This window comes from Nitrospirota bacterium (assembly GCA_035873375.1).
GTDB lineage: Bacteria > Nitrospirota > Thermodesulfovibrionia > Thermodesulfovibrionales > JdFR-85 > BMS3Bbin07.
Genome location: JAYWMQ010000028.1, coordinates 1 through 25079 on the forward strand (window position 1 = coordinate 1; position 25079 = coordinate 25079).

Sequence of the window (25079 nt, forward strand, 5' to 3'; positions counted from 1 at the left end):
ACAGGACGTAATATAGTGGTTGCCATTATTTTTCATATCACTGCTGGGTATTTTAACGAAATATTTGCAACACATCCTGATAGTAAAGTTATCCAAACAATTATATTGATTATCATAGCAACTGTTATTGTGATAAAAGAAAAGAATTTTTTCTTTACAAAAGAACTTGATCTGACCGCTATTCCCTCGGAGCAGACAATGCAGAGGGCAGTGAAGGAGAAAATGAGGATGTCGTGAGCTGGAAAATGAGGTTACTATATGCTCTGTTGTTAGCTGCTCGTCTTACATTTAAATTTTGAAAACCATTTCCGGTTAACGGTGTCTATGTCCTCGCCGAGTATCTCTTTAAAATCCTTGTCCGTTTTATTGCTTAAGAGCAGTTTGACAAATTTATCATTTCCATAATTGTTAATGATAAACCGGGTAATCGAGTGCCCTTGTTGATAGATTAATTCCCTGTTGTATCCGAGCCCCAATAAATCCCATATGCTTACAGCATGAACATCATGTTTCTTCAGAAGCTCTTTCAATGATAACAATCCATTTGAACAAAATTCATAATTCAGTTCCTCGTCAACATCTGATAAGAGATGGTACTTGTAGAACAGGCTGTACTTCTCGGTTATATATTCCGCCAACCCTTCTCCCAATATAACACCACCGGCGCTCCTCTTGATGGATTCAGATATCCTCTTTACTTCTTCAACTGAGAATCCTTCCACCGGAGTAAGATTCCCGATGATCGAATCCGGTATGTTTGATATTAGAAAGATCAGGTGTGTCAACTCGTGAACAAATACTGCACTGGACAGTATGTTGTAATATTTGATGGCAATACCGGCATCTGCATGATAGTTTGCATCATCAACCTTTTCCGACCGTATGAAGGCCTGGGCAGTACTGCTGAAACCGGGAAAATATTTTTTGGCCTGGCCGGTGTTTTCGAAAAAGTAGACCTCTATTTTTGGTGGGGACATCTTGTTCAGCAACAGCTGAACTTTATTGTTTAAGCGATAGCTGCTCAGGTAAATCCTGGAAAGTTCTTCATAATAAGTCTTCAGAAGATACTTGATGTAAGGCATGTCATGGTCTGCCTTAGAGTCCTTGACATAATAAATCCTGAAGATACCAAGATCGGTTGAGAGCAGAGAAGAGCCTGTATCAGATGAAGTCGTGTCGAGGTCCCTGAACATCTCAATCCCCAACCGATAAAGCCGTTTACCGTACACATCGCGTATGCTTGCGGCAAGATCACTGCTTTTCAGGGCTTTTTGATAAAATTGATCAAACTTGTCAGACCCGTATTTTTCGTTGAGGTAATAAAATATATTGTAGAGAATATCAGAGACTATTTCGTTTTCGGTCTGGTTGTCAAAAACCATGTTATTAATCATGCGTGCTGATTTCTGCCTTAACTCGTCATTGTTGTCTTTGACCACTATGTGGCTGGCACAGCCCCATTGGAGCATAAGGTAAATAAGCAGAATAAATATGAGCCTTGTTCTGTTCATGGGGCTAAGGGGATGAAAGTTCTCTGTTAGGTGAACGCTGCCGAGTTTATTTTTAATATTAGCAGAAGTACCGGTGAAAGGCAAGGATGTGGTCAGGCTGACCCGGCAAGGTCAGCCCTGTTACCCAAAACAGCCTTAAGCAAAAATGGGTAAAAAAGGCCATGGTGATCCTATAGAAGGTACACTGAAGGTAAAACTATTGGCAACTGACTTGTGCAAGAAATGGGAAAGGTTGAAAATATTGAACGTTAAGACCTGCTATTTTATTTTTTTAATGAATTGAACTTTTCGGTGTATTGCAGGACTACCCACACGAAAGCGGAATGGCTCCATGTGAGTGGTGAAACCGAGAGGGGAGAACCGTTTATGGGATGTACCTGCTCGGCAAGCACACCGGAAGGAAGCGCATTCTTTTCGCACCATTCAAGGTAGGGAAGGGCTTCGTGGAGTTCCTCCAGATTTTCAGCCCGAGAGATAAAGTACTCCCCCAACCAAAGCGTTGAGATAAACCATGGATTGCCGGGGATGCCCTTTGGGCTGTCATCCGCCAGTTGATAGATGTCATTTTGGTATCGGGCACAACCTTCAACAGGAGTCTTGAGCCATAATTGACGGCGTATAGCCTCCATTGTTTCGACCATCCGTGGGTCGTTGGGGGGCAATGCTCCCAGAGTAGCGAGTCCCATCAAACTGACGTCAATCACTTCATCAAGTACATAGCCCTTGCCCTTCCTGTAACCAGAGCGTGCGTACCTCTTCAGGCCGGGGTGGTACAGATGCGTGACAAGCCCTTCCTTCATCTGTTCAGCTACAATCTCATATTCTCCGGCCAGGGAGGTATCCTGAAAAAGTCTCGCAAAATTTGCCGCTGCCCTGAGCCCCGCAATCACGGCTGCAACGGTAAAGGAGTGCACACCGTAACGCTCTTCCCAGAGATCATATGAGGGTGTAGGCAACAGGGTTTCGGGATCCCGGTACGTTACAAGAAAGTCTGCTGACTTTTTAATAAAATTATTGTAAAAAGGCCTGATGAATTCTATGTCTTTCGAGCTCTGATAATGTATCCAGAGCGCCCAGAGAATCAAGGCTGTTGAGTCTTCCTGTATGGGGAGCACCTCTTTTCCATCCACTAACCATGGGTGCCAGTTACTTGCCAGCGATTCATCAGGATTGTAATGCTGGTAAAGAAATCCTTCCTCTGTCAGAACACGGGAGCAGAAGTCGAAAAATTTCATGCACACATGCGAGTAGCCTGCCTTTGCCAGGGCAACGGCTACAAAGGCCCCGTCGCGGCCCCACATATAAGAATATGTATCCCTTCCGAAACGGACTATATCCGAGTCGTTTGCGGCTATTATCGCTCCACGGTTGTCGATCTGTGTTCTTAAAATGAGAAGGCTTCGGTTGAAAATCTCGGTGACTGATTTGGGAAGGTCTCCAAATGATCTGGCCTCTTTTTGTACCCAGGCTTTCCAGTAATCAGATGATCGCTTGATCAGTTTTTCAGGTGTCTTCTCTATTACATCCCGGTTGAGTTGGGCCACCTCATTGTAATGCCTGCCTGCTGCAATCCAGTAAAAGCACTCTGCCTTTCCGCCGGGGGGCAGGTTCAGCCATATTCCTATTGTTGAATCAGCAGAACCCCAGGAGATCGGGTTTCCGCTGAGTTTACCGTCCTCGGCGTCTCTCCATGTTCCTTCCCTTCCACCCAGCTCCTTGTCTCCGCAGGCATAGTAAGTCACGCCGGGCTTTCCGGCCCAGGAACAACTGATTAGAAAGTAGCGGTTGGCCTTGTAGTGTATGATTGAATGTGTCCGCGGATCAAAATAAGCCGTATCACCTATGTCATTGCCGTAAAGGTGAAAGTCGTGGCTGAAAAAGAGCCTTACATGACGCTCCTTCCCTTGCAGGTCCTTCACCTCGACCTTTTTAATATATACATTCAGGTCTATGTCAACCACATCATGGCAATGCAGTTCTATCCCTATTGCCGAGTTTCTCAGCACTACGTTGGTAACGAGGCTGTTATCATGATACCGCAGGTCCTTTTCCCATTCCGGCCCCATCCAGGAGCAGCGTCCATCCACCCACACCCCAAAACGGAAGGGATCTCCTTTTGAATGGTTCTCCTGGCCGATTAAAGGGAAATACACATCGCGGATCTGATAATCCGAGTCAAAGTTGAAAAGAAGATTACCGTTGCTTACGGGAATGTCTTTGGGCATGGCTCTTTTATGTGGCTATGATGCCAAGCTGGAGAGGGTTCGGAAAATAGTCGATTAACAGCTGCCTGTAATTGAATGATGTTTTATGGTCAATGACTATCTGTTGATACAAGTCTGAATATTTATATGCCATGCTTGCTATGGAGAAATTATCCTGCACATGTCTCCGGCATTCATGAGGATCAATGCTATCGATGCGGTCAACGGCCTCAATCATGGCATTCAGTGAATCCACAACAAATCCCGTCGTACCATTCACAATTATTTCCGGAACTGCACCCCTGTTGAATGCTATGACCGGCGTGCCGCATGCCATGGACTCGATCAGGACAAGCCCGAACGGCTCCCCCCATTGTATGGGGAATAATGTGGCCCGTGCATGCCGGTACCATTGTTTCTTATACTCGCTGCCGACCTCTCCGATATAAATAATCTGCTCATCGCAGTCCAGTAACGGTTTTATCACATCTTCAAAATAGTCACCATCAACAGGCTGTTTACCGATATCAACGAACAGGTCGATAGAGTCTTTCAATTCCTCAAAAAACTCCCTGTCTGCTGCTTTGTCCTGGACACAGCCGGCAATGATAAGTTTAGAGCCTGTTTTCCTGGCAACCTCTATGGCCTTATCCTGTCCCTTGTCCCGGGTTACCCTGCCGATAGTGAATAAATAGCTTTCCTTGTCAGGGTTCCTTTTGACCGGGTATTTTTCCACTTCAATTCCATGATATACAACATTCCCGGCCTTCAGCCCGTTATAGTCCTGTTTCTGATATTCGCTTATCGGGACACAATACACCTGTGGAGATGTCATGGGCTTACACCAGCGCCTGAAAGCTCCTTCCACCAGGTAGTTTTTTGCAGCCACGTGAAGGGTCAGCACGATCGGCACATGCATGCTCGATACAGATACAGCGTCATGAATGTACTCAAGGGTCCTCAGATCATGCGTGTGGATGACGTCAATGTCGCCTCTTCCTATCCTGTCTGCTGCCTTTAAAAGGTGAACATTCAGGGTTTTCCGTTTTTCCGGGTTGTCTTGACTCCAATAGTTACCCATGCTTTTCTCAATGGTCACATAATGCTCACCGGCAACTCCGGAATCACCTGAACAGGCAACAATCGAGCGGTGACCTAAAGCATGGAGTCCCTTGTCGATATTATAAATAACCGTCTCAATGGGACCATAACCAAGGTCCGGCTTTATGGGCTGGTTAAGAGTTGCCACGTGCAACACCGTCAGTCTTCTATCTCGCGCTTTTATTGCCATGGCAGGTATAGCTTTATATGAGAATGGTGAGAAATTAATGGAAAGAAATTTTTGATTACATATAATACAACAATAACGAGGCAAATTACAATCCGGGTCCAGTAATAAAAAGCCTCAACCTATGGAAAGGAAGCAATATGATAGACTCTGAACGGTTTTAATTTCGCATTAAACTCACCTGGATGGTGAACTGCGAAATTCCCTCGGTTTTCCAGCCCCTCTCGGTGGTCCGACAAAGCCTTCTTCTTCAAGCAGTTCCATTATCCTTGCCGCCCTGTTATAGCCTATCTTGAACCTCCGCTGAATCGATGATATTGAGACCTCGCCCATGGTCTCGGCATGATCTATCACCTGCTGATAGAGCTCGTCTCCCTCGGTTGAGCCTTCCTCGGCCCTCTCAGCCGTCTCAAGCTGGATTGCATCAAACATTGAAAAGTCCGGTTCTCCCTGTGCCTTTATGAAGGATGTGACGGATCTTACCTCATCTTCAGCTACATAAGCGCCGTGCAGCCGGGTAAGCCTTGCGCCTGTGGCCATAAAGAGCATATCACCCTTGCCGATGAGTTGCTCAGCCCCCTGGGCATCCAGGATTGTCCTTGAATCCACCTTTGTGGTTACCTGAAAGGCTATCCTGGTTGGAAAGTTTGCCTTGATAATTCCGGTGATAACATCAACGGATGGCCTCTGCGTGGCAAGTATGAGATGGATGCCCGAGGCCCTTGCCATCTGTGCGAGACGGACAATGGAGTCCTCGACCTCCTTGGAGGCGGTAAACATCAGGTCGGCAAGCTCATCTATTATAACAATGATGTAGGGAAGCCGTTCTTCTTCAGGGACCTGGCGATTAAAGTTGTCCAGGTTTCTTGCCCCCTGCTCTGCAATGAGCCTGTATCTCCGCTCCATCTCCAGAACCATCTTTTTCAGCGCCAGGGTTGCCTCTTTAGGGTTCGTGACCACCGGGGTGACAAGGTGGGGAATTCCGTCATAGGTGGAAAGCTCGAGCAGCTTTGGATCAATCATCAACATCTTCACCTCTTTTGGGGTGGACTTGAAGAGGATGCTCATAATCATGGAATTAATGGAGACACTCTTGCCTGAACCCGTGGTGCCGGCCACAAGTAGGTGGGGCATCCGGGCAAGGTCTGAGACTATGGGCCTTCCATAGATGTCCTTTCCCAGTGCAATGGTCAGTCTTGACTGGCTCTTCTGGAAGTTTCCCGAGCCTATTATCTCCTTCAGGGGGACTATTCCCATCTGTTTATTGGGTACCTCTATGCCGAGCGGTGTTTTTCCCGGTATGGCAGCAATCCTTATACTGAGTCCGCCCAGGGCCCTTCCGAGGTCGTCTGACAGGGAGACGATTTTGCTTATCTTTATTCCGGGGGAGGGCTCAAACTCATACATGGTGACTACAGGGCCGGGATGGACACGGGTAATCTTGCCGGTTATCTTGAAATCAGAGAGTTTCTCCTCAAGGAGGTGTGCCCGCTCAAAGAGTTCTTCCTTTCCCGGCTTTGCCACAGTCTCGTAAGTGCTCAGGAGTTGCAGCGGTGGAACGACGTATGCACCTGCTTTACGGGTACTCATATCCGGTAATTCCCCGGATTTTTTTTCCTTTACCCTCTCCTGTTTTGTCATCTTTTTTATCATTGGTTGAGAAGGCTCCTCCACTACCTTTATCTTCCTGATCGGCTCGGGTGTATCCTCCTTCTTGTTTTCAAAGACTTTTCTTAATACATCAGATGTGGAAACAGGACTCATTATGATAATGGACGAGAAGAAGACCGAGAGGGTGAAGATATAGGCCCCGGGTAATGAGAGGAGCATTCTGAGTATCACGGATGCCTCTTCTCCCCATAACCCTCCGTAGAAGACGTTGTTTATGCCGAAGGTCTTTGAGATAAGGGAGAGGAGAACTGGGGTGGATATTATAAAGAGGGGAAGTCCTGCGAGCAGTTCCTTCCTCTTCTTCTTGCCCAGCAGCCTCTTGATACCATATAAGATAAGGAAGAGTGGAAAGAGGTAGGAAGTATAGCCTAAAAGGCTGAGCAGGGTATCCGAGATATAAGAACCGATGATTCCGCCATAGTTTTTTGCAGGGCCCCTGCTGTGGGTGAGGAAGGAGGGGTCCCACTTTGAGTAGCTGATGAGGCTCAGTGTAATGTACACACTGAACAGGGTGACCACAACCCCCAATACTTCTTCCTTTATTCTTCTTATTCCCTCAGCCATGATCAGTAATCAGTGATTTAAAGAGTTTTGCATGCAAAATGCGCTTATAATAAATAACCGATAACTATTATACCAGCAAGGGCAAACCTGTAGTAAACAAAGGAGCGAAGACTGAATCGTCTGAAGAACCAGAGCAGGGATTTGATGGTGATAAAACCCGTGACAGCCGAGGCAATAAAGCCGGCGACAAAGAGACTCAAGTCGTAGCTTACCGGGTTTTTCAGCACATGAATTCCTTCAAGCAGCGTGGCTCCGGCAATAACAGGCATTGAAAGCAGGAATGAAAACCTTGCGGATGCCTCTCTCTCAATACCTCCGAAAAGACCGGCTGATATGGTTATGCCGGACCTCGACACACCCGGTATAAGGGCCAGTGCCTGGGCAAGACCTATTGCCAGGGCATTCTTTGTCGTTATAGAGGAGAAAGTCTTTTGACCTTTGTTTCTTTCGGCTATCAGCATGACAATACCAACCACTACGAGTGAGGCAGCTATTACATAAGCGCTCCTCAGGGTTGTTGAGACCGCATCCTTAAACAGAATGCCGGCAACTCCGGCCGGAATTGTGGCTAATATAATCTTCAGCAGCAGGGGTCTCTCCACTGTAAGAAGGCTCAGCCATTGTTTTCTGAAATATACCAGCAGGGCAAGCAGAGTCCCGCCATGAAGTGCGATATCATAGCTCAGGGTGTCGAGACCGCCCTGCCAGCCAAAAAACTTTGGTATCAGTATCAGGTGGGCGGTACTGCTTACCGGAATAAACTCTGTAAGCCCCTGAACGATTCCTAATATTATTGCCTCAATCATAATCTGTAATTATAGCAGTTATGTCATGGGAATTTGAAACCGGGTCAATATTTATTATTTTGAGAGCATGTATCAGGGCGGTATGACGTTCTCCCTTGCAGTTTGAGTATTTTGAAGGCGGCTGTATAAAATAGAGCAATGTTCTTAAATTACAGGAAAGATCTGGAAAGAGTCTTTTTTGATGCCCTCAGGGCTGTTGACCCGTACCTTGCAACAGCAAGGAGGCTGTCGGATTTCAGGGACGCAGCTGGCAATCTGGGTGGCAGGCTCAATATCCTCGGTTTTGGAAAGGCCTCGGCGCGCATGGCACAGGCGGCAGAAGAGACCCTTGCAGGCCTTATATCCAGATCAGTTGTCGTAACCAAATACGGCCACTCCGTTGCCCTCAAAAAGACCGAGATAATAGAGGCCGGACACCCCATACCTGATGCAAACGGGCTTGAGGGGACGGAAAAGATCAGGGCGGTTGCAAATGCCTCTTCTGCAGACGATATAAATATATGCCTTATATCAGGAGGGGGGTCGGCGTTACTGGTTTGTCCCCTTGAGGGTATCAGCCTTGAGGATAAGCAGGAGATTACAGGACTCCTCCTGAATGCCGGGGCCGATATATTCGAGCTCAATACAGTGAGAAAACATATATCCGCTGTCAAGGGTGGAAGGCTGGCTGAGACCCTTTATCCGTCAAGGACGATATCCCTGCTGCTCTCCGATGTTATCGGTGACCGCCTTGATGTAATAGCATCAGGGCCCACGGCGCCGGATGAGACTACCTATCTCGATGCCCTAAATGTACTGAAGAGATATAATCTCATGGATAAGGCTCCGAAGGGTGTTTTAAAGATAATCGAGGACGGTATTGAGGGACGAGTGCCGGATACCCCCGCCCCTGACAGCAAGGTCTTCAGCAGGGTTGAAAACATTATCATTGGCAGTAACAGGATTGCCCTTGAGGCTGCCAGGCAGGAGGCCGGTGATCTGGGCTATAGTGCAGAGATTCTCACGGATTCACTCTCGGGTGAGGCACGGGAGGCTGCAAAGTGGCTTTACAGGGAAGTGATGAAGCGGGGGGAAATAAAAAAGGCGTGTTTTGTCTCGGGTGGTGAGACAACCGTGGTCGTCAAAGGCAGCGGACTTGGCGGCAGGAATCTCGAGTTTGCCCTTGTATTTGCAATGGAGATAGCAGGTACTGAAGGAGTCTCCCTTTTGTCAGCCGGAACAGATGGCACGGATGGTCCCACGGACGCTGCAGGGGCAATTGTGGACGGAGAGACAATACCGAGGGCAAGGGCTATGGGCCTGTCTCCCGAAAAGTTCCTTGAAGAGAATGACTCGTATAATTTCTTCAAACAGGTTGGGGGGCTTTTTATAACCGGTCCCACCGGCACAAACGTGATGGACATACAGATAGTTATCAGGCGGTAAAGCGGGTAAGGAGATTTTTATGGATAAACATATTGTTATATTTACAGACCTCGACGGCACCCTCCTCAGTTATGACAGCTACTCTTTTGAAGAGGCCGCCGATGCCCTTGCGCTTATAAAAGAGAAAAGAATCCCCCTTGTTCTCTGCTCAAGCAAGACCAGGGGAGAGATTGAACTTTACAGGGAGCGCCTTGAAAACAGAGACCCCTTTGTCTCTGAAAACGGTGGCGGAATTTTTATCCCTGTTGGTTATTTCAAAAAATCCCCGGACATTGGTGTCAGGCATGACAACAGATATCGTGTCATAACCATAGGGAAGAGGTACAGTGAGCTGAGGGACGGACTCAGAAGACTGAGGGAGATGGGGTTCGGGGTAAAAGGGTTCGGGGACATGACTGTGGAGGAGATTGTCTCCCTTACCGGACTGAGCCCGGAAGAGGCAAGGTTATCAAAGGAGAGGGATTTTGATGAACCGTTTATTGTAGAGGACGGTACGGATGAAGAGCGGCTCAGGGATGCCGTTCAATCACTTGGTCTGACCTGCACGGTCGGGAGATACTACCATCTTATGGGAGAAAGCGATAAGGGCAAGGCAGTACGGATACTGATAGAGTTGTACAGAAAAGAGTTTGGAGATATCAGGACCATTGCAATAGGTGACAGTCCAAATGACATCCCCATGCTTGAGGCAGTGGATATACCCGTGGTTGTTCAGAAACCGGGAGGTGTTTATGACAGCAGGATCGTTGTCCCTGATCTTGTAAGGGCTGATGGTATCGGACCGGATGGGTGGCGTAAGGTGATTATGGAGCTGATTGGAAATTTTCAGGGTAAATGAGTTATTCTAACAGTCATCTTTACTCTACATTGTCGCTCGATATTTAATCATTTAATCGCTAAGCCAAAAACTAAAAGGGAGTTTTGATATGGAAGAAGCAAGTAAGCAGCCGGATAAAAACCCTGTAGAGCCTGTCAGGATGAACCTGGACAGCAAGTTTAAATTTTCCTGTCATAAAGGGCTTGAGTGTTTCGGGGAGTGTTGCGGAAAGATAACAATATCTCTCACTCCATACGATGTGCTGAGGATCAAAAACAAACTTGGCATTACTTCGGCTGAGTTCCTCTCATTATATACCCGGATTGTTGACCTTAAGAGCACCAAACTGCCCTTTTTCCTGCTCAATATGACAGAGGACGGCAAATGTCCGTTTGTTGGCGAAGATGGCTGTAATATTTATGCAGACAGGCCACTTATATGCAGATACTATCCCATTGGTCTCGGAGCGATGGAAAGCACTGAAGCAGAGAGCGGTGATTTTTATTACCAGATTAAAGATCCCTTCTGCAAGGGGTTTGAAGAGGATAAGGAATGGACGGTTCGTCAGTGGAGAGAGTCCCAGGAGATAGACCGATATGATTTTGTCAACAAGGACTGGTTTGAGATTGTTCTTAACAAGAAACTCCTTGCCGGTGCTGTGGAGCCTGACGAAAAGAGTCAGAGATTGTACATGCTGGGCAGCTTTGATACGGACAGCTTCAGAAACTTTGTCTTTGAGAGCAGGTTTCTTGACCTCTATGAAGTCGATGAGGTAACAATACAGATGATAAGGGAAGATGAGGTGGAGCTGCTGAAGTTTGCACACAAGTGGCTGAAGGGTGTACTCTTTGGTGAGTATATATACCCAAGAAGGGAGCCATAATCTACCTGCAGAGGGTTCTCTTTAACTCGGAATATATTACCTTGCCGATCTCAAGCCCCATATCAATTATCTCGGGTCCGTATCTCTTTCCTGTCTCTGTCCTGAATGTCTCCTTTATGCGTTCAATATACTCAATACCTTTCTTGTAATTTTCGAGAAATACCTCGGGAGAGATATTGCCGAACTCAAGCATGTCCCAGACGGTCTTCGTGAAGTTTTCCTGTCCCCACCTGAATTTGTCTGCATCGTAGAGTGCATTGCTTACCAGTCTTCCATACTCATCCTCCGGAGCTACAACTGTCGTGAATGCCTCATGGTTTCTTATGGCCATGGCAATATAGCGCTTGAATCTGCTGTCAATGCCGGAGCAGACCAGTATCCGCATGGCTTCCTCGCTGCCGGCTATGGCATGGTTTTCATTTCCCCGCTTGATATCATGGAGGAGTCCTGAAATATGTGCGGTAACAATGAGTTTTTCGATTATATCCTTGGAGATACCCATTTCCCCCCCCTCTATTATTACGAGGGCTCCTGCATCTACGGCAACGGCCTTTGAGTGCTCATAACCGTGCCCCATCCCTTCCTGGATAATGTCTATATGACTTATACACTGTTTCAGTATCACATTGTCCTGCAAGCATTGAAGGGATTCCTGAAGCTCTTTTTTAAAGACCCTGTAGAAGGAAGGTGTTCCCTGTGAGGCTGCCATCTCTGAGGCCATTGTTCTTAAAGGAGTGTAAAAATCACCAGTCATTATATATATTAAGATTTAATACGGATATTATGTCAAGAAGGGGCCTGTTTGGTTTTTTGTTATTTTACAGGGATTTGGAGTATAATACACGTCACGAAAAACAAATCCGGGATATGTATTGGTTAACAATGAGTTGTAGCAGGGCTTGGAAAAGATAGCTGAAGTCTGTTAAAATGGGTGCCGGGTGAAGAAGACAAATCAGAGGGGCAGGGCAGAACCCGCGGGCCCCATGTATCTGCTTGCTATGAAAGGGGGAGCTGATGGATTTTAAGGGACAGGTAGCTGTGGTTACCGGGGCAGGCCGGGGCATCGGTCAGGCTATAGCTGAAAGCCTTGCAACCCTGGGAGTTAATATTGCAGTTGTTGACCTTAGCGCTGATGATGCCGGAGCAGTTGCAGAAGGCCTTGTCAGAATGGGTGTAAGGGCAATTCCTGTAACTGCTGATGTGTCAAGTGCTGATAGTGTCAAGGATATGTTCAGCACTGTGGTAAAGGAGTTCGGCGGTATGGATATCCTTGTCAACAATGCAGGTATTACCCGTGATGCCTTACTGCTGAGAATGAAGGAAGAAGACTGGGACAGTGTGATAGACGTTAACCTTAAAAGTGTTTTTCTCTGCTCAAAAGAGGCAGTAAAGATAATGTCAAAGAGGCGTTATGGCAGGGTTGTCAATATTGCATCCGTTGTTGCCTTTATGGGCAATCCCGGTCAGGCCAACTACTCTGCCTCAAAGGCCGGCATTGTCGGACTGACCAAGACCATTGCAAGGGAGTATGCCGGCAGGGGGATAACGGCAAATGCAGTGGCCCCGGGGTTTATCATGACTGCAATGACCGAGAAACTGCCGGACAATGTAAAGGATGAGATGAAGAAAGCAATACCAATGGGAAAGATGGGGACTGTACAGGATGTTGCCAATGCCGTGGTCTTCCTGTCATCTCCTGATGCCGGGTATATCACGGGACAGGTGGTTCATGTAAACGGCGGTATGTACATGTAATAACTGAAACCGGTTGATGTCCGGTTTTTGTGTTTATATCAGGTGCTTTGTGCCTGGACAAGTCGTGGGCCGAAGAGAAACGCAGTTCGGTTCTTAATCTTATATTTTGGAGGTTGTGAGATGGTAGAGGAGAAAGTAAAGGAACTTATATCAAACCAGCTTGGTGTTGATCTTGCTCAGGTAACACCAGCGGCATCATTTGTGGAAGACTTGGGGGCTGACTCTCTTGATACTGTAGAACTCGTAATGGCGTTTGAGGAGACATTCGGGATTGAGATACCCGATGAGGACGCAGAGAAAATCCTGAAAGTCGAGGATGCCGTAGAGTATATAAAGAACAAGAGCCAGGCGTAGATGAATCTCCGAAGGGTTGTTATAACAGGTCTTGGTCTCATAACTCCCCTTGGCATCGGGGTGGAAGAAAACTGGACTGCTATGTTGGAAGGCAAATCGGGTATCGGGACTATTACGTCTTTTGACTCTTCTCCTCTCCCGGTGCATATTGCAGGGGAGGTAAAAGATTTCGACCCGGCTGATTATATAGAGAAGAAAGAGATAAAAAAAATGGACCGTTTTATCCACTTTGCAATTGCAGCCGCACAGATGGCCATGGATGACTCGGGGCTCAGGATTACCGAGGCCAATGCCGAGAGGGTCGGTGTTGTTGTCGGCTCCGGTATTGGAGGATTACCTGCAATCGAGCATTATCATCAGGCCCTGCTTGAGAAGGGATACAAGCGTGTAACCCCTTTCTTTATTCCGATGTTAATCATAAACCTTGCTGCCGGCAGAGTTTCAATGAGGTTTGGCGCCAAGGGCCCTAATTCTGCTGTTTGTACGGCATGTGCAACAGGCACCCATGCAATAGGTGATGCCTTCAGGATTGTCCAGCGCGGGGAAGCAGATGCCATGATTGCCGGGGGTACAGAGGCGGTAATAGCACCGCTTGGGATGGTTGGTTTTGCCGTTATGAAGGCACTTTCAAGGAGGAATGACGAGCCTGAAAAGGCGAGCAGGCCCTTTGACCGTGACAGGGATGGTTTTGTTATGGGTGAGGGATCCGGGATTGTGATCCTTGAAAGCCTTGAGAGTGCAATTGACCGGGGAGCAAAGATTTATGCCGAGGTAGTTGGATACGGTATGACCGGAGACGCCTATCATATTACATCCCCTGCCCCGGGAGGTGAAGGGGCTGTGAGATGCATGACAATAACCCTTAAGGATGCCGGGGTTTCACCTGATGAGGTGGACTATATAAATGCCCATGGGACTTCCACGAAATTCAATGATGAAGTTGAGACAGAGGCCATAAAAACGGTCTTTGGCAAGCACGCGTATGAGATGGTGGTGAGTTCCACCAAGTCCATGACAGGCCATCTCCTTGGCGCTGCCGGAGGTGTGGAGGCTGCTGTCAGTGCGCTCAGTGTTTTTAACAACATAGTTCCTCCGACAATAAACCTTGAAAACCCGGACCCGCAGTGTGACCTTGATTACGTTACCAAGACTTGCCGTGAAAGAACTGTTAACTATGCACTTTCAAATTCTTTTGGATTCGGTGGTACAAATGCCTGTCTCCTTTTCAAGAAGTTTGAAGAAGCTTGAGTCTGCCCTTGATTATACGTTTCGAGACCCCTCTTTGCTCATTGAGGCTGTAACGCATAGTTCTTACTCAAATGAGCACCCTGATGAAGCCCCCACATATAATGAAAGGCTTGAGTTCCTTGGAGATGCAGTGCTGGGACTCTCGGTAGTTGAAGAACTCTTCAGGGTGGAAGAGACGCTTTCGGAATCGGATATGGCCAAGCTCAAGTCTTTTCTTGTCTCAAGGCCTGTCCTGTCCGGGGCAGCACGCGAATTAGAACTTGGCATGGTGCTGAGGCTTGGAAAGGGAGAGGAAGCCTCGGGAGGACGCGATAAAGAGAATATTCTTGCCGATGCCCTGGAGGCAATTGTGGGAGCTGTCTTTATTGACAGTGACTATTATGTTGCAAGGGAGGTAATTCTCCATATAATAGGGAAGAAGATAGAAAACACGATAAAAACACGGAAGTCGCACGATTACAAGACTGAGCTTCAGGAACTCACCCAGGACATTTATGGCTCCTTACCCGAGTACAGGGTTGTGAAAGAAGAGGGAGAAGAACACAACAAGACCTTTACCGTGGAGGTCCTGATAGGGGGTGAATGCATGGGCAGCGGTAAGGGACGGAGCAAAAAAGAAGCACAGATGAAAGCAGCCAATGAGGCACTTAAGAGATTGACTATTGATGATTGACAATTGGCTATTGATAGAACGGTAAAATATTTCATTAGTCAATAATCAATAATCAATCCTCCCTCTCCTTGTCCTCAGGAAAAAGACGCTGCCTGCAATAAGGCAGATTGTACCGGCTGCAGTTAATGCCTGAGGCGTACCGATTTTATCTGCAGTATACCCTATTACGGCGCTGCCGATAGGCGCCATACCAAGAAAGACAAGGGAATAGACACTCATAACCCTGCCCCTCAGTCCATCTCTTACATTCTCCTGAATGGAACTGTTTGCTGTGGCAAGAAAGCTGACCGCTGCCCAGCCCATGGTGACAAGGATAATGATGGACAGGGGATATGACCTGCTCAGAGAGAAGGCGACCAGCGCAGCAGGGAATATAAGGGCTGCAATGGACATGTACCTGCGTGTGTTTCTGATCTTGCCCCTGAAGGCGATTACCATCGCCGCAGTGAATGCCCCGGCTCCGGCAGAGCTCATCATGTATCCCAGGCCTTTTGCTCCTACACCTAATATATCCTCTGCAAAAACAGGAAAAAACTGGCTGAAAGGTATACCGAAGAGGCTGAACACCATTATTGTCAGAATCAGCGTCAGTATATCCTGCTGTTTCAGGATGAAGTGTATTCCCTCCTTAAACTCACTAAAAAAACCTTTTGAACTGCCTGTTCTTGCGGTTCCCTTTATTGCCATCATTTTTAAGACAAAAACCACAGGTATAAAGCTCAGGGCGTTTATATAGAAGCACGCAGGGAGTCCGGCCCATGAGATGATGAGACCTGCGATCAGGGGGCCAAGTATGCGTGCGCCATTGAAGGCCGCTGAGCTGAGGGCTATTGCGTTAAGGAGATGTCCCTTGCCGACCATCTCGATCAGAAATGACTGTCTGGCAGGGATGTCAAAGGCATTTATAGTGCCCATAAGAAAGGCCGTCAATATTGCATGCCAGACGTTTATTGTCCCGGTATACGTGAGGGTTCCAAGTATCAGGGGAGGGAATATGCTTAGGGTTTGCGTAACAATGAGAATATTCCTTTTCGAATATCTGTCGGCAATAATGCCCCCAAAGAGGGTAAACATGAGCACCGGCAGGGTCAGGGCAGCTCCGGCTATACCGAGATAGAGAGGAGAGCGTGTCAGTTGGTAGATAAGCCATCCCTGAGCCATCTGGTGCATCCAGGAGCCTGACAGGGATATCACCTGGGCAATCCAGAAGAGTCTGAAGTTCTGAACATACAGGGCCGGGAAGGGTTTTTTTCTCTCGGTCATCTCAGTATTTTAACATTAAATCCTGCCTTTATTTCCCGGCTTTTAACGGGAGCTTTTCATGTTAAATGGATATTTGTTATGATAGTTGACCTGAGTTAGACGGAGGAGGAAAGCCATGATAAATGTAACAGTTGCCGGAGCTACGGGAAGGACGGGAAGCAGGATTGCCGCCCTGTGCATTGATCACCCCGAGATAAACCTTGTAGGCGCCCTTGAACGCAAGGGACATGAAAAGATTGGACAGGATATAGGAGTTATTATCGGGACGGGCGAGGTCAACATCCCGCTTGGTGATAAAATCGAGGATCTGGTTGACAGTACCGATGTGGTGATTGATTTCACATCAGTTGGCGCTACGATTCACAACCTCAGGGTTGCATCAGAGAAGGGAACGGCAATGGTCATAGGGACTACCGGCTTCAGCAAGGAGGATATGCAGGAAGTCCTGGCTCTTGCACGCAGCATTCCATGTGTTATGGCACCAAACATGTCTGTTGGGGTAAATCTTCTGTTCAAGGTGTTGAAGGATGTTGCAGTGGTCCTTGGCGATGACTATGACATAGAGATAATAGAGGCGCACCACAGGTTGAAGCAGGACGCCCCCAGCGGCACCGCACTTAAGTTGGCCCAGGTGGTAGCCGAGGCACTTGGAAGGAACCTTGATGAGGTAGCGATATATGCCAGAAAGGGATTTATTGGTGAGAGGGGCAGAAAGGAGATCGGGATCCAGACCATCAGGGGCGGCGACATTGTGGGAGAACACACCGTTATGTTTGCCGGAGCCGGTGAGAGGATAGAGATTACCCACAAGGCATCAAGCAGGGATACCTTTGCAACAGGTGCAGTAAGGGCTGCTCTATGGGTCTATGGCCGTGAGCCGGGACTGTACGATATGCTCGATGTGCTTGGATTGAGGTAGTAATAAACCTGATTATTCAGCCCTGTGTTTAGAAATCGTCGTTCGTCAATTGTCAATATTCAATTGTCAATACGTCACGCCCACGGAGTGCCGCCGTCAACAATGGCATGTTCATCCCACATAAACCAGTTGCCGGTGTCTGAGAGAAAGGCATAGGTGTTCTGCAGTATATTGTAGTGTTTTTCCTCTTCCCCGGCAAGCCTCTGAAAGAGTCTCTTTTCCTTTTCATCAGAGGTCCCGTCAGCGACCTCCTTATAGTATTCAAAGCCCTCTTTTTCCATATCGAGGGCCATTTTCAGGGCATTTATCTCATCAGTTGTGGCCTCGATCCTCTCCATCATCCCGGATTTCAGGGTTTCAAAAATGGATTTTACAGCCTTACCGGGATCCCCTTCCCTGATCTCAATGTTGAGGCCCTTAAAAATGTCTTTGAGCATCTCAAGATGCCTCTTTTCATCCAGTGCAAAGGACTCAAACATCTTCTTCCCAAATGGATGCCCTGTCTTTTCTGCAGCCTCTGAATAGAAATTAATGGCATCCTCCTCCATCTTCATAGCCATCTCTACAGCCTTCATATACCCCTCCTTTTTCTAAAACTTGTTGTCCTCTTCCACGGCCTCCTTGAGCTTGTTCAGTATGTCGGGAATTGCAGATGTGACCCTGTCCCAGCTCGGTATCAAGGGCACACCAAGCGGGTCTTTCATAATGATATCTGCAGCCATCTTTATCCCGTTAGTGAATGTCTCCACAGCGAGGCTCTCAGCATGCCGGTCAAAGAAGAGTCCGTTTATTGCGGCATCATCCTCAAACCTCTTCAGCATGTCCTGTGCAGTCCGGACATATGTGGCGATAAGTGCCTTAAAAAACCCCTCTGAGAAGATAACACCCTCAGAGGCAAGGGTTCTGAAGAGGGATTTGCTGATGTCTATGCACATCTTCATGAGCCCTCTGGAGGCATCGTCAGGTGACAGCTCCTGATGTTTATGTTCATAGTTTTCTGCAATATCCACCTGGCATATCCTCCTGGTTGCGGAGTTCCGGTGCACCTCTGCCAGGACACCAACCTCAAGCCCCCAGTCAGCCGGAATCCTTATAACCCTTGCAAGCTCCACATTCATGGAAAATTCTCCGGCAAGGGGGTACCGGAAGCTGTCAAAATATACAAGCAACGGGGTAAAGCCGATAATCTTCTGGAGGGCCCTTACAAGTGGGAAGACCAGTAATCTCGTAACCCTTCCGTGAAGCCTGTCTGTTACACGGCTGTAATAACCCTTGCAGAATTCATAGTCCAGGTTTGGATTCACTACCGGATAACAGAGCCTTGCAAGCAGCTCTCTCCTGTAATCAACTATATCACAATCATGAAGGGCAATGACCCTCGGTTCCCTGCGGGCAAGCACATAACCATAGGCCATCCATGCTGATTTGCCCTTGCCGGGCTCTCCCAGCGGCAGTCTTGCCTCTTCAATATCCCTGTAAACATCCGATACCTTTTCACCGTTATTCCAGATGAGGGTGGTCTTCTGAGGCAGAACAGAGAAGAAATCCCTGGCATGCTGAAACTCTTCCCTGGTACAGGGACCAAGGGTAACTACGACTTCAGCTATATATCGCACCTCCTTCAGTTCCCTGATTATGGAGTTAAGGGCCTCACCCTCGATCTCTGAGAAAAGGGACGGCAGCACAAGTGCAATAGGTCTGTCCTGACTATGCCATATTAATTCGGCCTCTATTTTTTCGAGATTTAATGTCCCAAGCTTATGGAAAGTGGATATTACTCCGGTCTGATAAAAGTCTGACATACAAATCCTCCCTACTGTGCTGTTGGTAGTTGTTTAAGATTGAAAGGTAAACCAGTGCCTCTGCAAGGTATATTACCGGTTCCCGTTTTTTTTATTAATTTTTGTTTATTAAGTATAATATTACTTAAGTATACTATCAGGCGCAAAATTGGTCAAGATTGACAGAAAGTCGCCAGGTTTATTATAGTTAAAAATATATTTTTTGCTGGAGGTGACAGTTATGCCCATTTATGAATATCTCTGTCTTCAATGCGAAAGGCAACTTGAGGCGGTCCAGAAGTTCAGTGATGCACCCCTTAGCACATGTCCTGAGTGTGGAGGGGAGCTTAAAAAATTGATATCATCCACATCCTTTGTCCTGAAGGGCAGCGGATGGTATGTGACCGACTATCCGTCGGCTGAAAGAAAAAAGGCGATGGGAAAGGAAGGCAAGGAAGACAAGGGGAAAACGAAGAAGGGACAGGACAGCAAAAAGGATAAAAAAACTGAGACTACAAAGACTTAACTCCATTGTTTATTTTCATATTCCGTACATCAGAGTAGGGGAGTATTTATCTTTTATAAATGAACACAGGCTGAACCTTGAGGTCTATTTTAGTGCTGATGACCTTGAGGCCGCAGGCGAAACCTCAATAGAAGGTTTGTTGAATTCCTTTACCTATACCCCCTCCCTGACCGTCCATGGCCCTTTTATGGACCTTTCTCCAGGTGCAGTTGACCCACTGATACGCAAGGTGACCATGGAGAGATTTTCTCGGACCCTCAATGTCTCGGGATTACTCAGGGCAAGAAATGTAGTCTTTCATTCGGGTTACGAGAAGTGGAAATACGAACACAGGACGGATCTATGGCTGGAAAGCAGTTTAAGGACGTGGGAACCCGTTTTGGCGCAGGCCGAGGCGCAGGGCCTTACCATCTCCATTGAAAATATATTCGAGGAGGAGCCGGAAAACCTCAGGATGCTTGCAGAGGCCGTAAATTCCAGGAATTTCGGCTTGTGTTTTGATGCAGGACACTTCAATCTTTTTTCCACGATTTCCCTGAAACAATGGCTGAGCATTGTCAGTCCTTATCTCCTGGAGCTTCACCTTCATGACAATGACGGCACCAGAGACTCCCATATGCCGCCGGGCAAAGGGGTCTTTGATTTTAAGACACTTTTTGATGATCTTGAAATCCTCAATGCAGATAACCTTATAGTTACAGTAGAGACGCATTCCATTGATGATGTTAAGGAGAGTATCCGTTTCCTTGATGCAGTATAGTCATACTCTTCTCAGTGGAATTGCAGACCCATGACAACGGCATCTTCTCTTGGAAGAAAATAGTATCCCCTTTCCAGGCCCACCATCCTGAACCCTATGGATTCATATAATCTTATTGCAGCTGTATTGGATGCCCTGACCTCAAGGAAAATCTTTTTGCAACCACATGCGCGTAGTTCTTTCAGAATGGACAGGGCCAACATCCTTCCTATCCCCTTTCTTCTGTAGTCAGGCCGCACAGCGAGATTTAATATGTGACCTTCATCAAGGATGCAGGAGGCACATACATACCCGATCAAGGAATCTCCTGCCATGGCAACACGGCAGATGGAGGCGGGATTATTAATCTCTGAAAAGAAAGCTGCCTCTGACCAGGGGGTGAAAAAGGACTCGTTCTCTATTGCGGTCACCTCAGGGATGTCGGAAACCGTCATTTCCCTGATGAAAATCCTTGTCATTGTAAAAACACCGTTTCATTATTATGGCATGGGGCCTGCAGGAATTCAGGGAGAGAAGATTTACGCATCATCAACCGGCAGTGTTATTGTAAATATTGCTCCTCCTTCTTTATGGTTTTTTACAGAGATATCTCCTCCATGGGTTTCAATAATCCATTTTGTTATGGCAAGTCCGAGACCTGAACCACCGGAGAGTCGTGACCTTGTCTTGTCAACACGGTAAAACCTTTCAAAAACTCTATCCCTGTCTTTTTCAGGTATTCCGGGTCCTGTGTCGTGAAATGTTACGGTTATCCCCTGGAAGGACTGTTCTGTCTTCAGGAAGATAGAGCCTTTGTCAGGTGTATACTTCAGTGCATTGTCAAAAAGGTTGGATAGGGCCTCGTCAAGGAGGTCCCTGTCGCTCAGGAATTCAAGTGGCTCCTGATATTCTTCAATTACATTCAGTGATTTTTCCAGTATCTTGGTTTTGTGTCTCTCCACAATGAGGCCAAGCAGTTCGTTAATGTCAACCCATGACTTCCTGAGTTCAATAATATCATGGTCAGCCCTTGCAAGGAGCAGGAGGTTGTCGCTTATTTTATGAAGTCTGTTTACTTCAAAGAGGTTTTTCTTCAGTATATCCTCATATTCCTCCGGATTCCGTTTCCTCCTCAGGGTCACCTCTATGCTGCCTTTAAGTGCGGTAAGGGGTGAACGGATCTCGTGGGAGACATCAGAGGTAAAACGTTTGTGCCCTTCAACATGTTTCTGGATGCTGTCGAGCATGTCATTAAAGACCCTTACCAGATTCCTGATCTCAAGGCCGGGGGAATCCAGTTGTATCCGTTCCTTTAAATCCCCTTTCTTGATCTTGTCTGCCGTTTCCGTCAGCCTGACAACCGGGAGTATGGTCCTTCCTGCCATGTTATAACCGAAGACAGCTACGGTTAAGAGTAGAAACGGAAGAAAAAAGAAGAAAAGATTCCGGAGTTCTTTAAGCTCCCCGTCCACCTCTTGTAACGAATACCCGAGCCTGAGTATTCTGCTCTTATCCACAGGAAAATGCAGAACCCTATATGGTTCCCCCCTGAAGGATACGGTATCAAATGAATAAGCGCCATTAAATGCCTTGTCGATCAAGGACATCTTTATAGGCCAACTGAGGTTTTCGGATTTCAGCGATGTAATGGATATATCTCCGCGAATATTAGAAACCTGCACATATTCATTTCCTGTCTTTTTTATCATTACCTTTCCGATTTTGTCCGTATTGTTGTCGGTTATCCCCTTGGTTGCTGCAATACGGGCCTCGGCTAATAAAGTACTGTCAATCTTCTTGATGATGCTGTTTTTGAAGGAGAGATAAAGAGCTGATACAAAGATGAATATGAGGCAGAGGGTAACAAAGGAGTAGACGAAGGTGAGTTTATGCCTGAAGGTTATAGTCATCTTCTTTAATAACATAACCGATGCCGCGTACGGTATGGATGAGTTTTTTTAAAGAACCGCGGTCGATTTTGTCTCTTAGGAAATTGATGTGTACATCAACCACGTTTGTGTTGGGATCAAAGTTGTATCCCCATACATTCTGAAGTATCTGGGTACGTGTGAGAACCTTGGTTTTGTTCTTTAAGAGATATTCAAGGAGGGCAAACTCTTTTGGTCTGAGGTATATTTCTTTATCCGACCTTGTGACTTTTCTCGTTATAGGGTCGATTTTGAGGTCTCCGCAACGGAGCGGTTCAACAGGAAACTGTCTCCTTCTTGCAAGGGCCCTTATTCGGGCAAGTAGTTCTTCAAAGGAGAAGGGTTTTGTGAGATAATCGTCAGCCCCACTGTCAAGTCCTTTTACCTTGTCCTCTACAGTATCTCTTGCAGTGAGCATGAGGACAGGTGTATGAATCCCCTTCATCCTGATCAGCCTGCAAAGGTCCAATCCGTCAATTTCAGGTAGCATTACGTCGAGTATAATGAGGTTGTAGTCAGTTGTTGTTGCCAGTAGAAAACCGTCTTTTCCGTTAGTCGCAACATCTACCTTGTGGGATTCTTCTTCCAGCCCCGTCTTTATGAAAGAAGCGACGTTTTCTTCATCTTCGACCACAAGTATTTTCATCAGAATGCTTCCTCCTTGACTCTATTTTACCACGAGAACAGGGCAGTGTGCGTGGTCGAGGACCTTTGAGGAAACGCTGCCGAGCAGGAATTTGCTGGCCCCATGACGCCCGTGGGAACCTGTAACAATCAGGTTGACCTTCATCTTTTTTGCGGTGTCAAGGATTACCTCGGCAGGATCGCCCTGTCTGACAAGGGTTTTATGTTCGATGGTGTGAGAGGCGAGGGAGCTCCTCACCTTTTCCATGGTCTTGTTTGTCTCCTCGGTAAGGGCTTCCATGATCCTCTGACGATCAAAGTCTGTTAGCTCGGTAAGGTATAATTCAGGGACAACGGAAAGGACGTAGAGTATTGAATCGAACTTTACCGCTATCTCTACCGCTATCTTGAGGGCCTTGTTCGAGTTTTTTGAACCATCATGGGCGATGAGGATTTTTTTCATGGTGTTTTTCGTCATTCTTTTCCTCCTGCGATTATTTCAGGGTATTGTCAGCTCTTTGCCCGGAATCCGGATCAACAACAAGTAATATAATATTAACATATAATGCTATATTCCAGTAGGGCTTTTCATGCTGTTGCGTGAACATCCCCTTGTTCAATTTGTTTTTGACAAAAACATAATAGTATAATAATATTTGAATGTAATGTGATTAGCAGGTTCAGGAAGAGTTGGAGGGCTATGTGAGAAGAAAGTGCTGAAAGCAGAACGATTGTTGCGCAGTACGGAAGGGGCGGTATAGTCAAAAAGCCTGTAAATCAGAGTTTTCTCTTTTAATTTTTGAGTGCAAACGTTTAATATATTAGACCAAATATTTTCATTCAGGGAGGTGAGGCATGCCGAGAAGGAACTATTTTTTTACTTCTGAATCAGTAACAGAGGGGCATCCTGACAAGATTGCCGATCAGATATCCGATGCAATTCTGGATGCTATACTTTCAGAGGACCCCTATGGCAGGGTTGCCTGTGAAACGCTTACAACAACCGGTCTTGTCTTTGTTTCAGGTGAGATCACCACAAGCTGTTATGTCCATATACCGGAGCTTGTCAGGGAGACCATAAAAGATATCGGGTATACAAGGGCGAAATACGGATTTGATTATGAGACCTGTGCTGTAATCACAGCGATTGACCGTCAATCAGGTGATATAGCGATGGGCGTGGATACAGGGGGTGCCGGAGATCAGGGACTCATGTTTGGTTTTGCATGTAACGAAACTCCTGAACTGATGCCGCTTCCAATTATACTTGCCCACAAGTTTGCCAGAAGGCTTTCAGAGGTGAGAAAGAAGGATATACTTGGCTATCTGAGACCGGACGGAAAGACACAGGTGACCATTGAATACAGGGAGGGCAAGCCCTACAGGATTGATTCCATAGTGGTCTCAACACAACACAACCCTGACGTGACGCTCAAAGAGATAAGAGAGGATATTATAGAGAAGGTAATAAAGCCTGTTGTGCCTAACGAACTTCTTGATGAAGAGAATGTAAAATATCATATTAATCCAACCGGCAGATTTGTTGTTGGTGGTCCCATGGGTGACACGGGGCTGACAGGCAGAAAGATAATCGTTGACACCTATGGAGGGATTTCCAGGCATGGCGGAGGGTGTTTTTCAGGTAAGGACCCGACAAAGGTGGACCGTTCAGGTGCTTACATGGCGCGCTATATTGCCAAAAACATTGTAGCTGCAGGTCTTGCTGACAGGGCTGAGGTACAGGTTGCTTATGCCATCGGTATTCCTGAGCCGGTATCCATACTCGTTGACGGATTTGGTACTGAAAAGATTCCCTATCAGGATATCGTCACGCTTGTAAGAAAGAACTTTGACTTGACGCCAAAGGGGATTATGGAGACCCTTGACCTGAGAAGGCCGATTTACAAGAAGACCGCTGTTTACGGTCACTTCGGCAGGAATGATGTTGATTTTACATGGGAAAAGACTGATCGCGCCGAGACCTTGAGAAAGCAGGCAGGGTTATAAAAGAAGGATAGACAGGGTTGGAGTAATGGAGTTTTGGAGCAGTGGAGTAAAGACAATATTGTATGTGGATTAACAGGAAGGGAGAAGTGGATG

At 46.8% G+C, this 25079-nt stretch carries 25 protein-coding genes; 12 read left to right on the top strand and 13 right to left on the bottom strand.

Annotated features, from left to right (window positions below; genetic code table 11):
- On the top strand, positions 1 to 237 hold a 237-nt coding region (locus VST71_06315; protein MEC4685326.1), incomplete at its 5' end, for a hypothetical protein.
- 32 nt (positions 238 to 269) lie between these two features.
- Here the strand turns inward: VST71_06315 and VST71_06320 are convergent.
- The 5 genes from VST71_06320 to VST71_06340 form a co-directional block, all read right to left on the bottom strand.
- Entirely contained in the window at positions 270 to 1511 is a 1242-nt protein-coding gene (locus VST71_06320) for a hypothetical protein (protein MEC4685327.1), read from the bottom strand.
- Between the two features lie 263 nt (positions 1512 to 1774).
- Complete coding sequence (locus tag VST71_06325; GenBank protein MEC4685328.1) at positions 1775 to 3577, bottom strand: glycoside hydrolase family 15 protein; 1803 nt, start codon at positions 3575 to 3577, stop codon at positions 1775 to 1777.
- A gap of 166 nt (positions 3578 to 3743) precedes the next feature.
- Positions 3744 to 4964, bottom strand: a complete 1221-nt coding sequence (locus tag VST71_06330) for a glycosyltransferase family 4 protein (GenBank protein ID MEC4685329.1) — start codon at positions 4962 to 4964, stop codon at positions 3744 to 3746.
- A 216-nt stretch (positions 4965 to 5180) separates the two neighbouring features.
- Positions 5181 to 7238, bottom strand: a complete 2058-nt coding sequence (locus VST71_06335) for a DNA translocase FtsK 4TM domain-containing protein (protein MEC4685330.1) — start codon at positions 7236 to 7238, stop codon at positions 5181 to 5183.
- 44 nt (positions 7239 to 7282) lie between these two features.
- Positions 7283 to 8044: an undecaprenyl-diphosphate phosphatase gene (locus VST71_06340; protein ID MEC4685331.1), complete on the bottom strand. Its 762-nt coding sequence runs from the start codon at positions 8042 to 8044 to the stop codon at positions 7283 to 7285.
- A 138-nt stretch (positions 8045 to 8182) separates the two neighbouring features.
- Here VST71_06340 and VST71_06345 point away from each other — a divergent pair, with 138 nt between their 5' ends.
- From VST71_06345 to VST71_06355, 3 genes are all read left to right on the top strand, one after another.
- Entirely contained in the window at positions 8183 to 9469 is a 1287-nt protein-coding gene (locus VST71_06345) for a glycerate kinase (protein MEC4685332.1), read from the top strand.
- A 19-nt stretch (positions 9470 to 9488) separates the two neighbouring features.
- The gene (locus VST71_06350; protein ID MEC4685333.1) at positions 9489 to 10307 is read left to right on the top strand and encodes an HAD-IIB family hydrolase; all 819 of its coding nucleotides are present in this window, start codon (positions 9489 to 9491) and stop codon (positions 10305 to 10307) included.
- An 88-nt stretch (positions 10308 to 10395) separates the two neighbouring features.
- On the top strand, positions 10396 to 11169 hold the full coding sequence (locus VST71_06355) for a YkgJ family cysteine cluster protein (GenBank protein ID MEC4685334.1): 774 nt from the start codon (positions 10396 to 10398) through the stop codon (positions 11167 to 11169).
- A 1-nt stretch (position 11170) separates the two neighbouring features.
- Here the strand turns inward: VST71_06355 and VST71_06360 are convergent, their stop codons facing one another.
- A complete protein-coding gene (locus tag VST71_06360; GenBank protein ID MEC4685335.1) occupies positions 11171 to 11923 on the bottom strand; it encodes a hypothetical protein in 753 nt (250 codons plus the stop codon).
- Positions 11924 to 12183: 260 nt separating this feature from the next.
- Between VST71_06360 and fabG the strand changes: the two genes are divergently transcribed.
- The 4 genes from fabG (at position 12184) to rnc (ending at position 15199) form a co-directional block, all read left to right on the top strand.
- Positions 12184 to 12924 carry a 3-oxoacyl-[acyl-carrier-protein] reductase gene (gene fabG, locus VST71_06365; GenBank protein ID MEC4685336.1) on the top strand — a complete coding sequence of 247 codons (741 nt, stop codon included), beginning with the start codon at positions 12184 to 12186 and terminating at the stop codon, positions 12922 to 12924.
- 120 nt (positions 12925 to 13044) lie between these two features.
- Positions 13045 to 13278, top strand: coding sequence for an acyl carrier protein (gene acpP, locus VST71_06370; GenBank protein ID MEC4685337.1), 234 nt, complete (start codon positions 13045 to 13047; stop codon positions 13276 to 13278).
- On the top strand, positions 13279 to 14526 hold the full coding sequence (gene fabF / locus VST71_06375) for a beta-ketoacyl-ACP synthase II (GenBank protein MEC4685338.1): 1248 nt from the start codon (positions 13279 to 13281) through the stop codon (positions 14524 to 14526).
- A complete protein-coding gene (gene rnc / locus VST71_06380; GenBank protein ID MEC4685339.1) occupies positions 14489 to 15199 on the top strand; it encodes a ribonuclease III in 711 nt (236 codons plus the stop codon). Before fabF ends, rnc begins: the two co-directional genes overlap by 38 nt.
- Before the next feature lie 45 nt (positions 15200 to 15244).
- Here the strand turns inward: rnc and VST71_06385 are convergent, their stop codons facing one another.
- Positions 15245 to 16462 (bottom strand): MFS transporter, encoded by a 1218-nt coding sequence (locus tag VST71_06385; GenBank protein MEC4685340.1) that lies wholly within the window; start codon positions 16460 to 16462, stop codon positions 15245 to 15247.
- A gap of 115 nt (positions 16463 to 16577) precedes the next feature.
- Here VST71_06385 and dapB point away from each other — a divergent pair, with 115 nt between their 5' ends.
- Positions 16578 to 17381 (top strand): 4-hydroxy-tetrahydrodipicolinate reductase, encoded by an 804-nt coding sequence (gene dapB, locus VST71_06390; protein ID MEC4685341.1) that lies wholly within the window; start codon positions 16578 to 16580, stop codon positions 17379 to 17381.
- Positions 17382 to 17455: 74 nt separating this feature from the next.
- Here dapB and VST71_06395 read toward each other — a convergent pair whose 3' ends face one another.
- Complete coding sequence (locus VST71_06395) at positions 17456 to 17956, bottom strand: ferritin family protein (protein ID MEC4685342.1); 501 nt, start codon at positions 17954 to 17956, stop codon at positions 17456 to 17458.
- Positions 17957 to 17971: 15 nt separating this feature from the next.
- Positions 17972 to 19183 (bottom strand): glycosyl transferase, encoded by a 1212-nt coding sequence (locus VST71_06400; GenBank protein ID MEC4685343.1) that lies wholly within the window; start codon positions 19181 to 19183, stop codon positions 17972 to 17974.
- A gap of 220 nt (positions 19184 to 19403) precedes the next feature.
- Between VST71_06400 and VST71_06405 the strand changes: the two genes are divergently transcribed.
- Positions 19404 to 19688, top strand: coding sequence for an FmdB family zinc ribbon protein (locus tag VST71_06405; GenBank protein ID MEC4685344.1), 285 nt, complete (start codon positions 19404 to 19406; stop codon positions 19686 to 19688).
- Positions 19689 to 19827: 139 nt separating this feature from the next.
- Positions 19828 to 20448 (top strand): sugar phosphate isomerase/epimerase family protein, encoded by a 621-nt coding sequence (locus VST71_06410; protein MEC4685345.1) that lies wholly within the window; start codon positions 19828 to 19830, stop codon positions 20446 to 20448.
- 11 nt (positions 20449 to 20459) lie between these two features.
- Here the strand turns inward: VST71_06410 and rimI are convergent, their stop codons facing one another.
- Genes rimI through VST71_06430 form a run of 4 tightly spaced genes read right to left on the bottom strand, consistent with a single transcriptional unit; the run spans position 20460 to position 23457 of the window.
- Positions 20460 to 20906 (bottom strand): ribosomal protein S18-alanine N-acetyltransferase, encoded by a 447-nt coding sequence (rimI, locus tag VST71_06415; GenBank protein MEC4685346.1) that lies wholly within the window; start codon positions 20904 to 20906, stop codon positions 20460 to 20462.
- Positions 20907 to 20966: 60 nt separating this feature from the next.
- On the bottom strand, positions 20967 to 22352 hold the full coding sequence (locus VST71_06420; GenBank protein MEC4685347.1) for an ATP-binding protein: 1386 nt from the start codon (positions 22350 to 22352) through the stop codon (positions 20967 to 20969).
- Positions 22315 to 23001 (bottom strand): response regulator transcription factor, encoded by a 687-nt coding sequence (locus VST71_06425; GenBank protein ID MEC4685348.1) that lies wholly within the window; start codon positions 22999 to 23001, stop codon positions 22315 to 22317. The genes VST71_06420 and VST71_06425 overlap by 38 nt, the downstream gene beginning before the upstream one ends.
- Before the next feature lie 21 nt (positions 23002 to 23022).
- Complete coding sequence (locus tag VST71_06430) at positions 23023 to 23457, bottom strand: universal stress protein (protein ID MEC4685349.1); 435 nt, start codon at positions 23455 to 23457, stop codon at positions 23023 to 23025.
- 377 nt (positions 23458 to 23834) lie between these two features.
- Here VST71_06430 and metK point away from each other — a divergent pair, with 377 nt between their 5' ends.
- Positions 23835 to 24986: a methionine adenosyltransferase gene (gene metK / locus VST71_06435; protein ID MEC4685350.1), complete on the top strand. Its 1152-nt coding sequence runs from the start codon at positions 23835 to 23837 to the stop codon at positions 24984 to 24986.
- Positions 24987 to 25079: the final 93 nt, after the last annotated feature.

What these genes read in the sequence shown, in the direction of transcription:
- VST71_06355 (MEC4685334.1), top strand. Translation starts at nt 10,396, where the DNA reads ATGGAAGAAGCAAGTAAGCAGCCGGATAAAAACCCTGTAGAGCCTGTC.
- rnc (MEC4685339.1), top strand. Translation starts at nt 14,489, where the DNA reads ATGCCTGTCTCCTTTTCAAGAAGTTTGAAGAAGCTTGAGTCTGCCCTT.
- fabF (MEC4685338.1), top strand. Translation starts at nt 13,279, where the DNA reads ATGAATCTCCGAAGGGTTGTTATAACAGGTCTTGGTCTCATAACTCCC.
- VST71_06420 (MEC4685347.1), bottom strand. Translation starts at nt 22,352, where the DNA reads ATGTTATTAAAGAAGATGACTATAACCTTCAGGCATAAACTCACCTTC.
- VST71_06325 (MEC4685328.1), bottom strand. Translation starts at nt 3,577, where the DNA reads ATGGGGCCGGAATGGGAAAAGGACCTGCGGTATCATGATAACAGCCTC.
- VST71_06395 (MEC4685342.1), bottom strand. Translation starts at nt 17,956, where the DNA reads ATGAAGGCTGTAGAGATGGCTATGAAGATGGAGGAGGATGCCATTAAT.
- dapB (MEC4685341.1), top strand. Translation starts at nt 16,578, where the DNA reads ATGATAAATGTAACAGTTGCCGGAGCTACGGGAAGGACGGGAAGCAGG.
- VST71_06345 (MEC4685332.1), top strand. Translation starts at nt 8,183, where the DNA reads ATGTTCTTAAATTACAGGAAAGATCTGGAAAGAGTCTTTTTTGATGCC.
- VST71_06340 (MEC4685331.1), bottom strand. Translation starts at nt 8,044, where the DNA reads ATGATTGAGGCAATAATATTAGGAATCGTTCAGGGGCTTACAGAGTTT.
- VST71_06360 (MEC4685335.1), bottom strand. Translation starts at nt 11,923, where the DNA reads ATGACTGGTGATTTTTACACTCCTTTAAGAACAATGGCCTCAGAGATG.
- acpP (MEC4685337.1), top strand. Translation starts at nt 13,045, where the DNA reads ATGGTAGAGGAGAAAGTAAAGGAACTTATATCAAACCAGCTTGGTGTT.
- fabG (MEC4685336.1), top strand. Translation starts at nt 12,184, where the DNA reads ATGGATTTTAAGGGACAGGTAGCTGTGGTTACCGGGGCAGGCCGGGGC.
- VST71_06425 (MEC4685348.1), bottom strand. Translation starts at nt 23,001, where the DNA reads ATGAAAATACTTGTGGTCGAAGATGAAGAAAACGTCGCTTCTTTCATA.
- VST71_06320 (MEC4685327.1), bottom strand. Translation starts at nt 1,511, where the DNA reads ATGAACAGAACAAGGCTCATATTTATTCTGCTTATTTACCTTATGCTC.
- VST71_06385 (MEC4685340.1), bottom strand. Translation starts at nt 16,462, where the DNA reads ATGACCGAGAGAAAAAAACCCTTCCCGGCCCTGTATGTTCAGAACTTC.
- VST71_06400 (MEC4685343.1), bottom strand. Translation starts at nt 19,183, where the DNA reads ATGTCAGACTTTTATCAGACCGGAGTAATATCCACTTTCCATAAGCTT.
- VST71_06430 (MEC4685349.1), bottom strand. Translation starts at nt 23,457, where the DNA reads ATGACGAAAAACACCATGAAAAAAATCCTCATCGCCCATGATGGTTCA.
- VST71_06405 (MEC4685344.1), top strand. Translation starts at nt 19,404, where the DNA reads ATGCCCATTTATGAATATCTCTGTCTTCAATGCGAAAGGCAACTTGAG.
- VST71_06335 (MEC4685330.1), bottom strand. Translation starts at nt 7,238, where the DNA reads ATGGCTGAGGGAATAAGAAGAATAAAGGAAGAAGTATTGGGGGTTGTG.
- metK (MEC4685350.1), top strand. Translation starts at nt 23,835, where the DNA reads ATGCCGAGAAGGAACTATTTTTTTACTTCTGAATCAGTAACAGAGGGG.
- VST71_06350 (MEC4685333.1), top strand. Translation starts at nt 9,489, where the DNA reads ATGGATAAACATATTGTTATATTTACAGACCTCGACGGCACCCTCCTC.
- rimI (MEC4685346.1), bottom strand. Translation starts at nt 20,906, where the DNA reads ATGACAAGGATTTTCATCAGGGAAATGACGGTTTCCGACATCCCTGAG.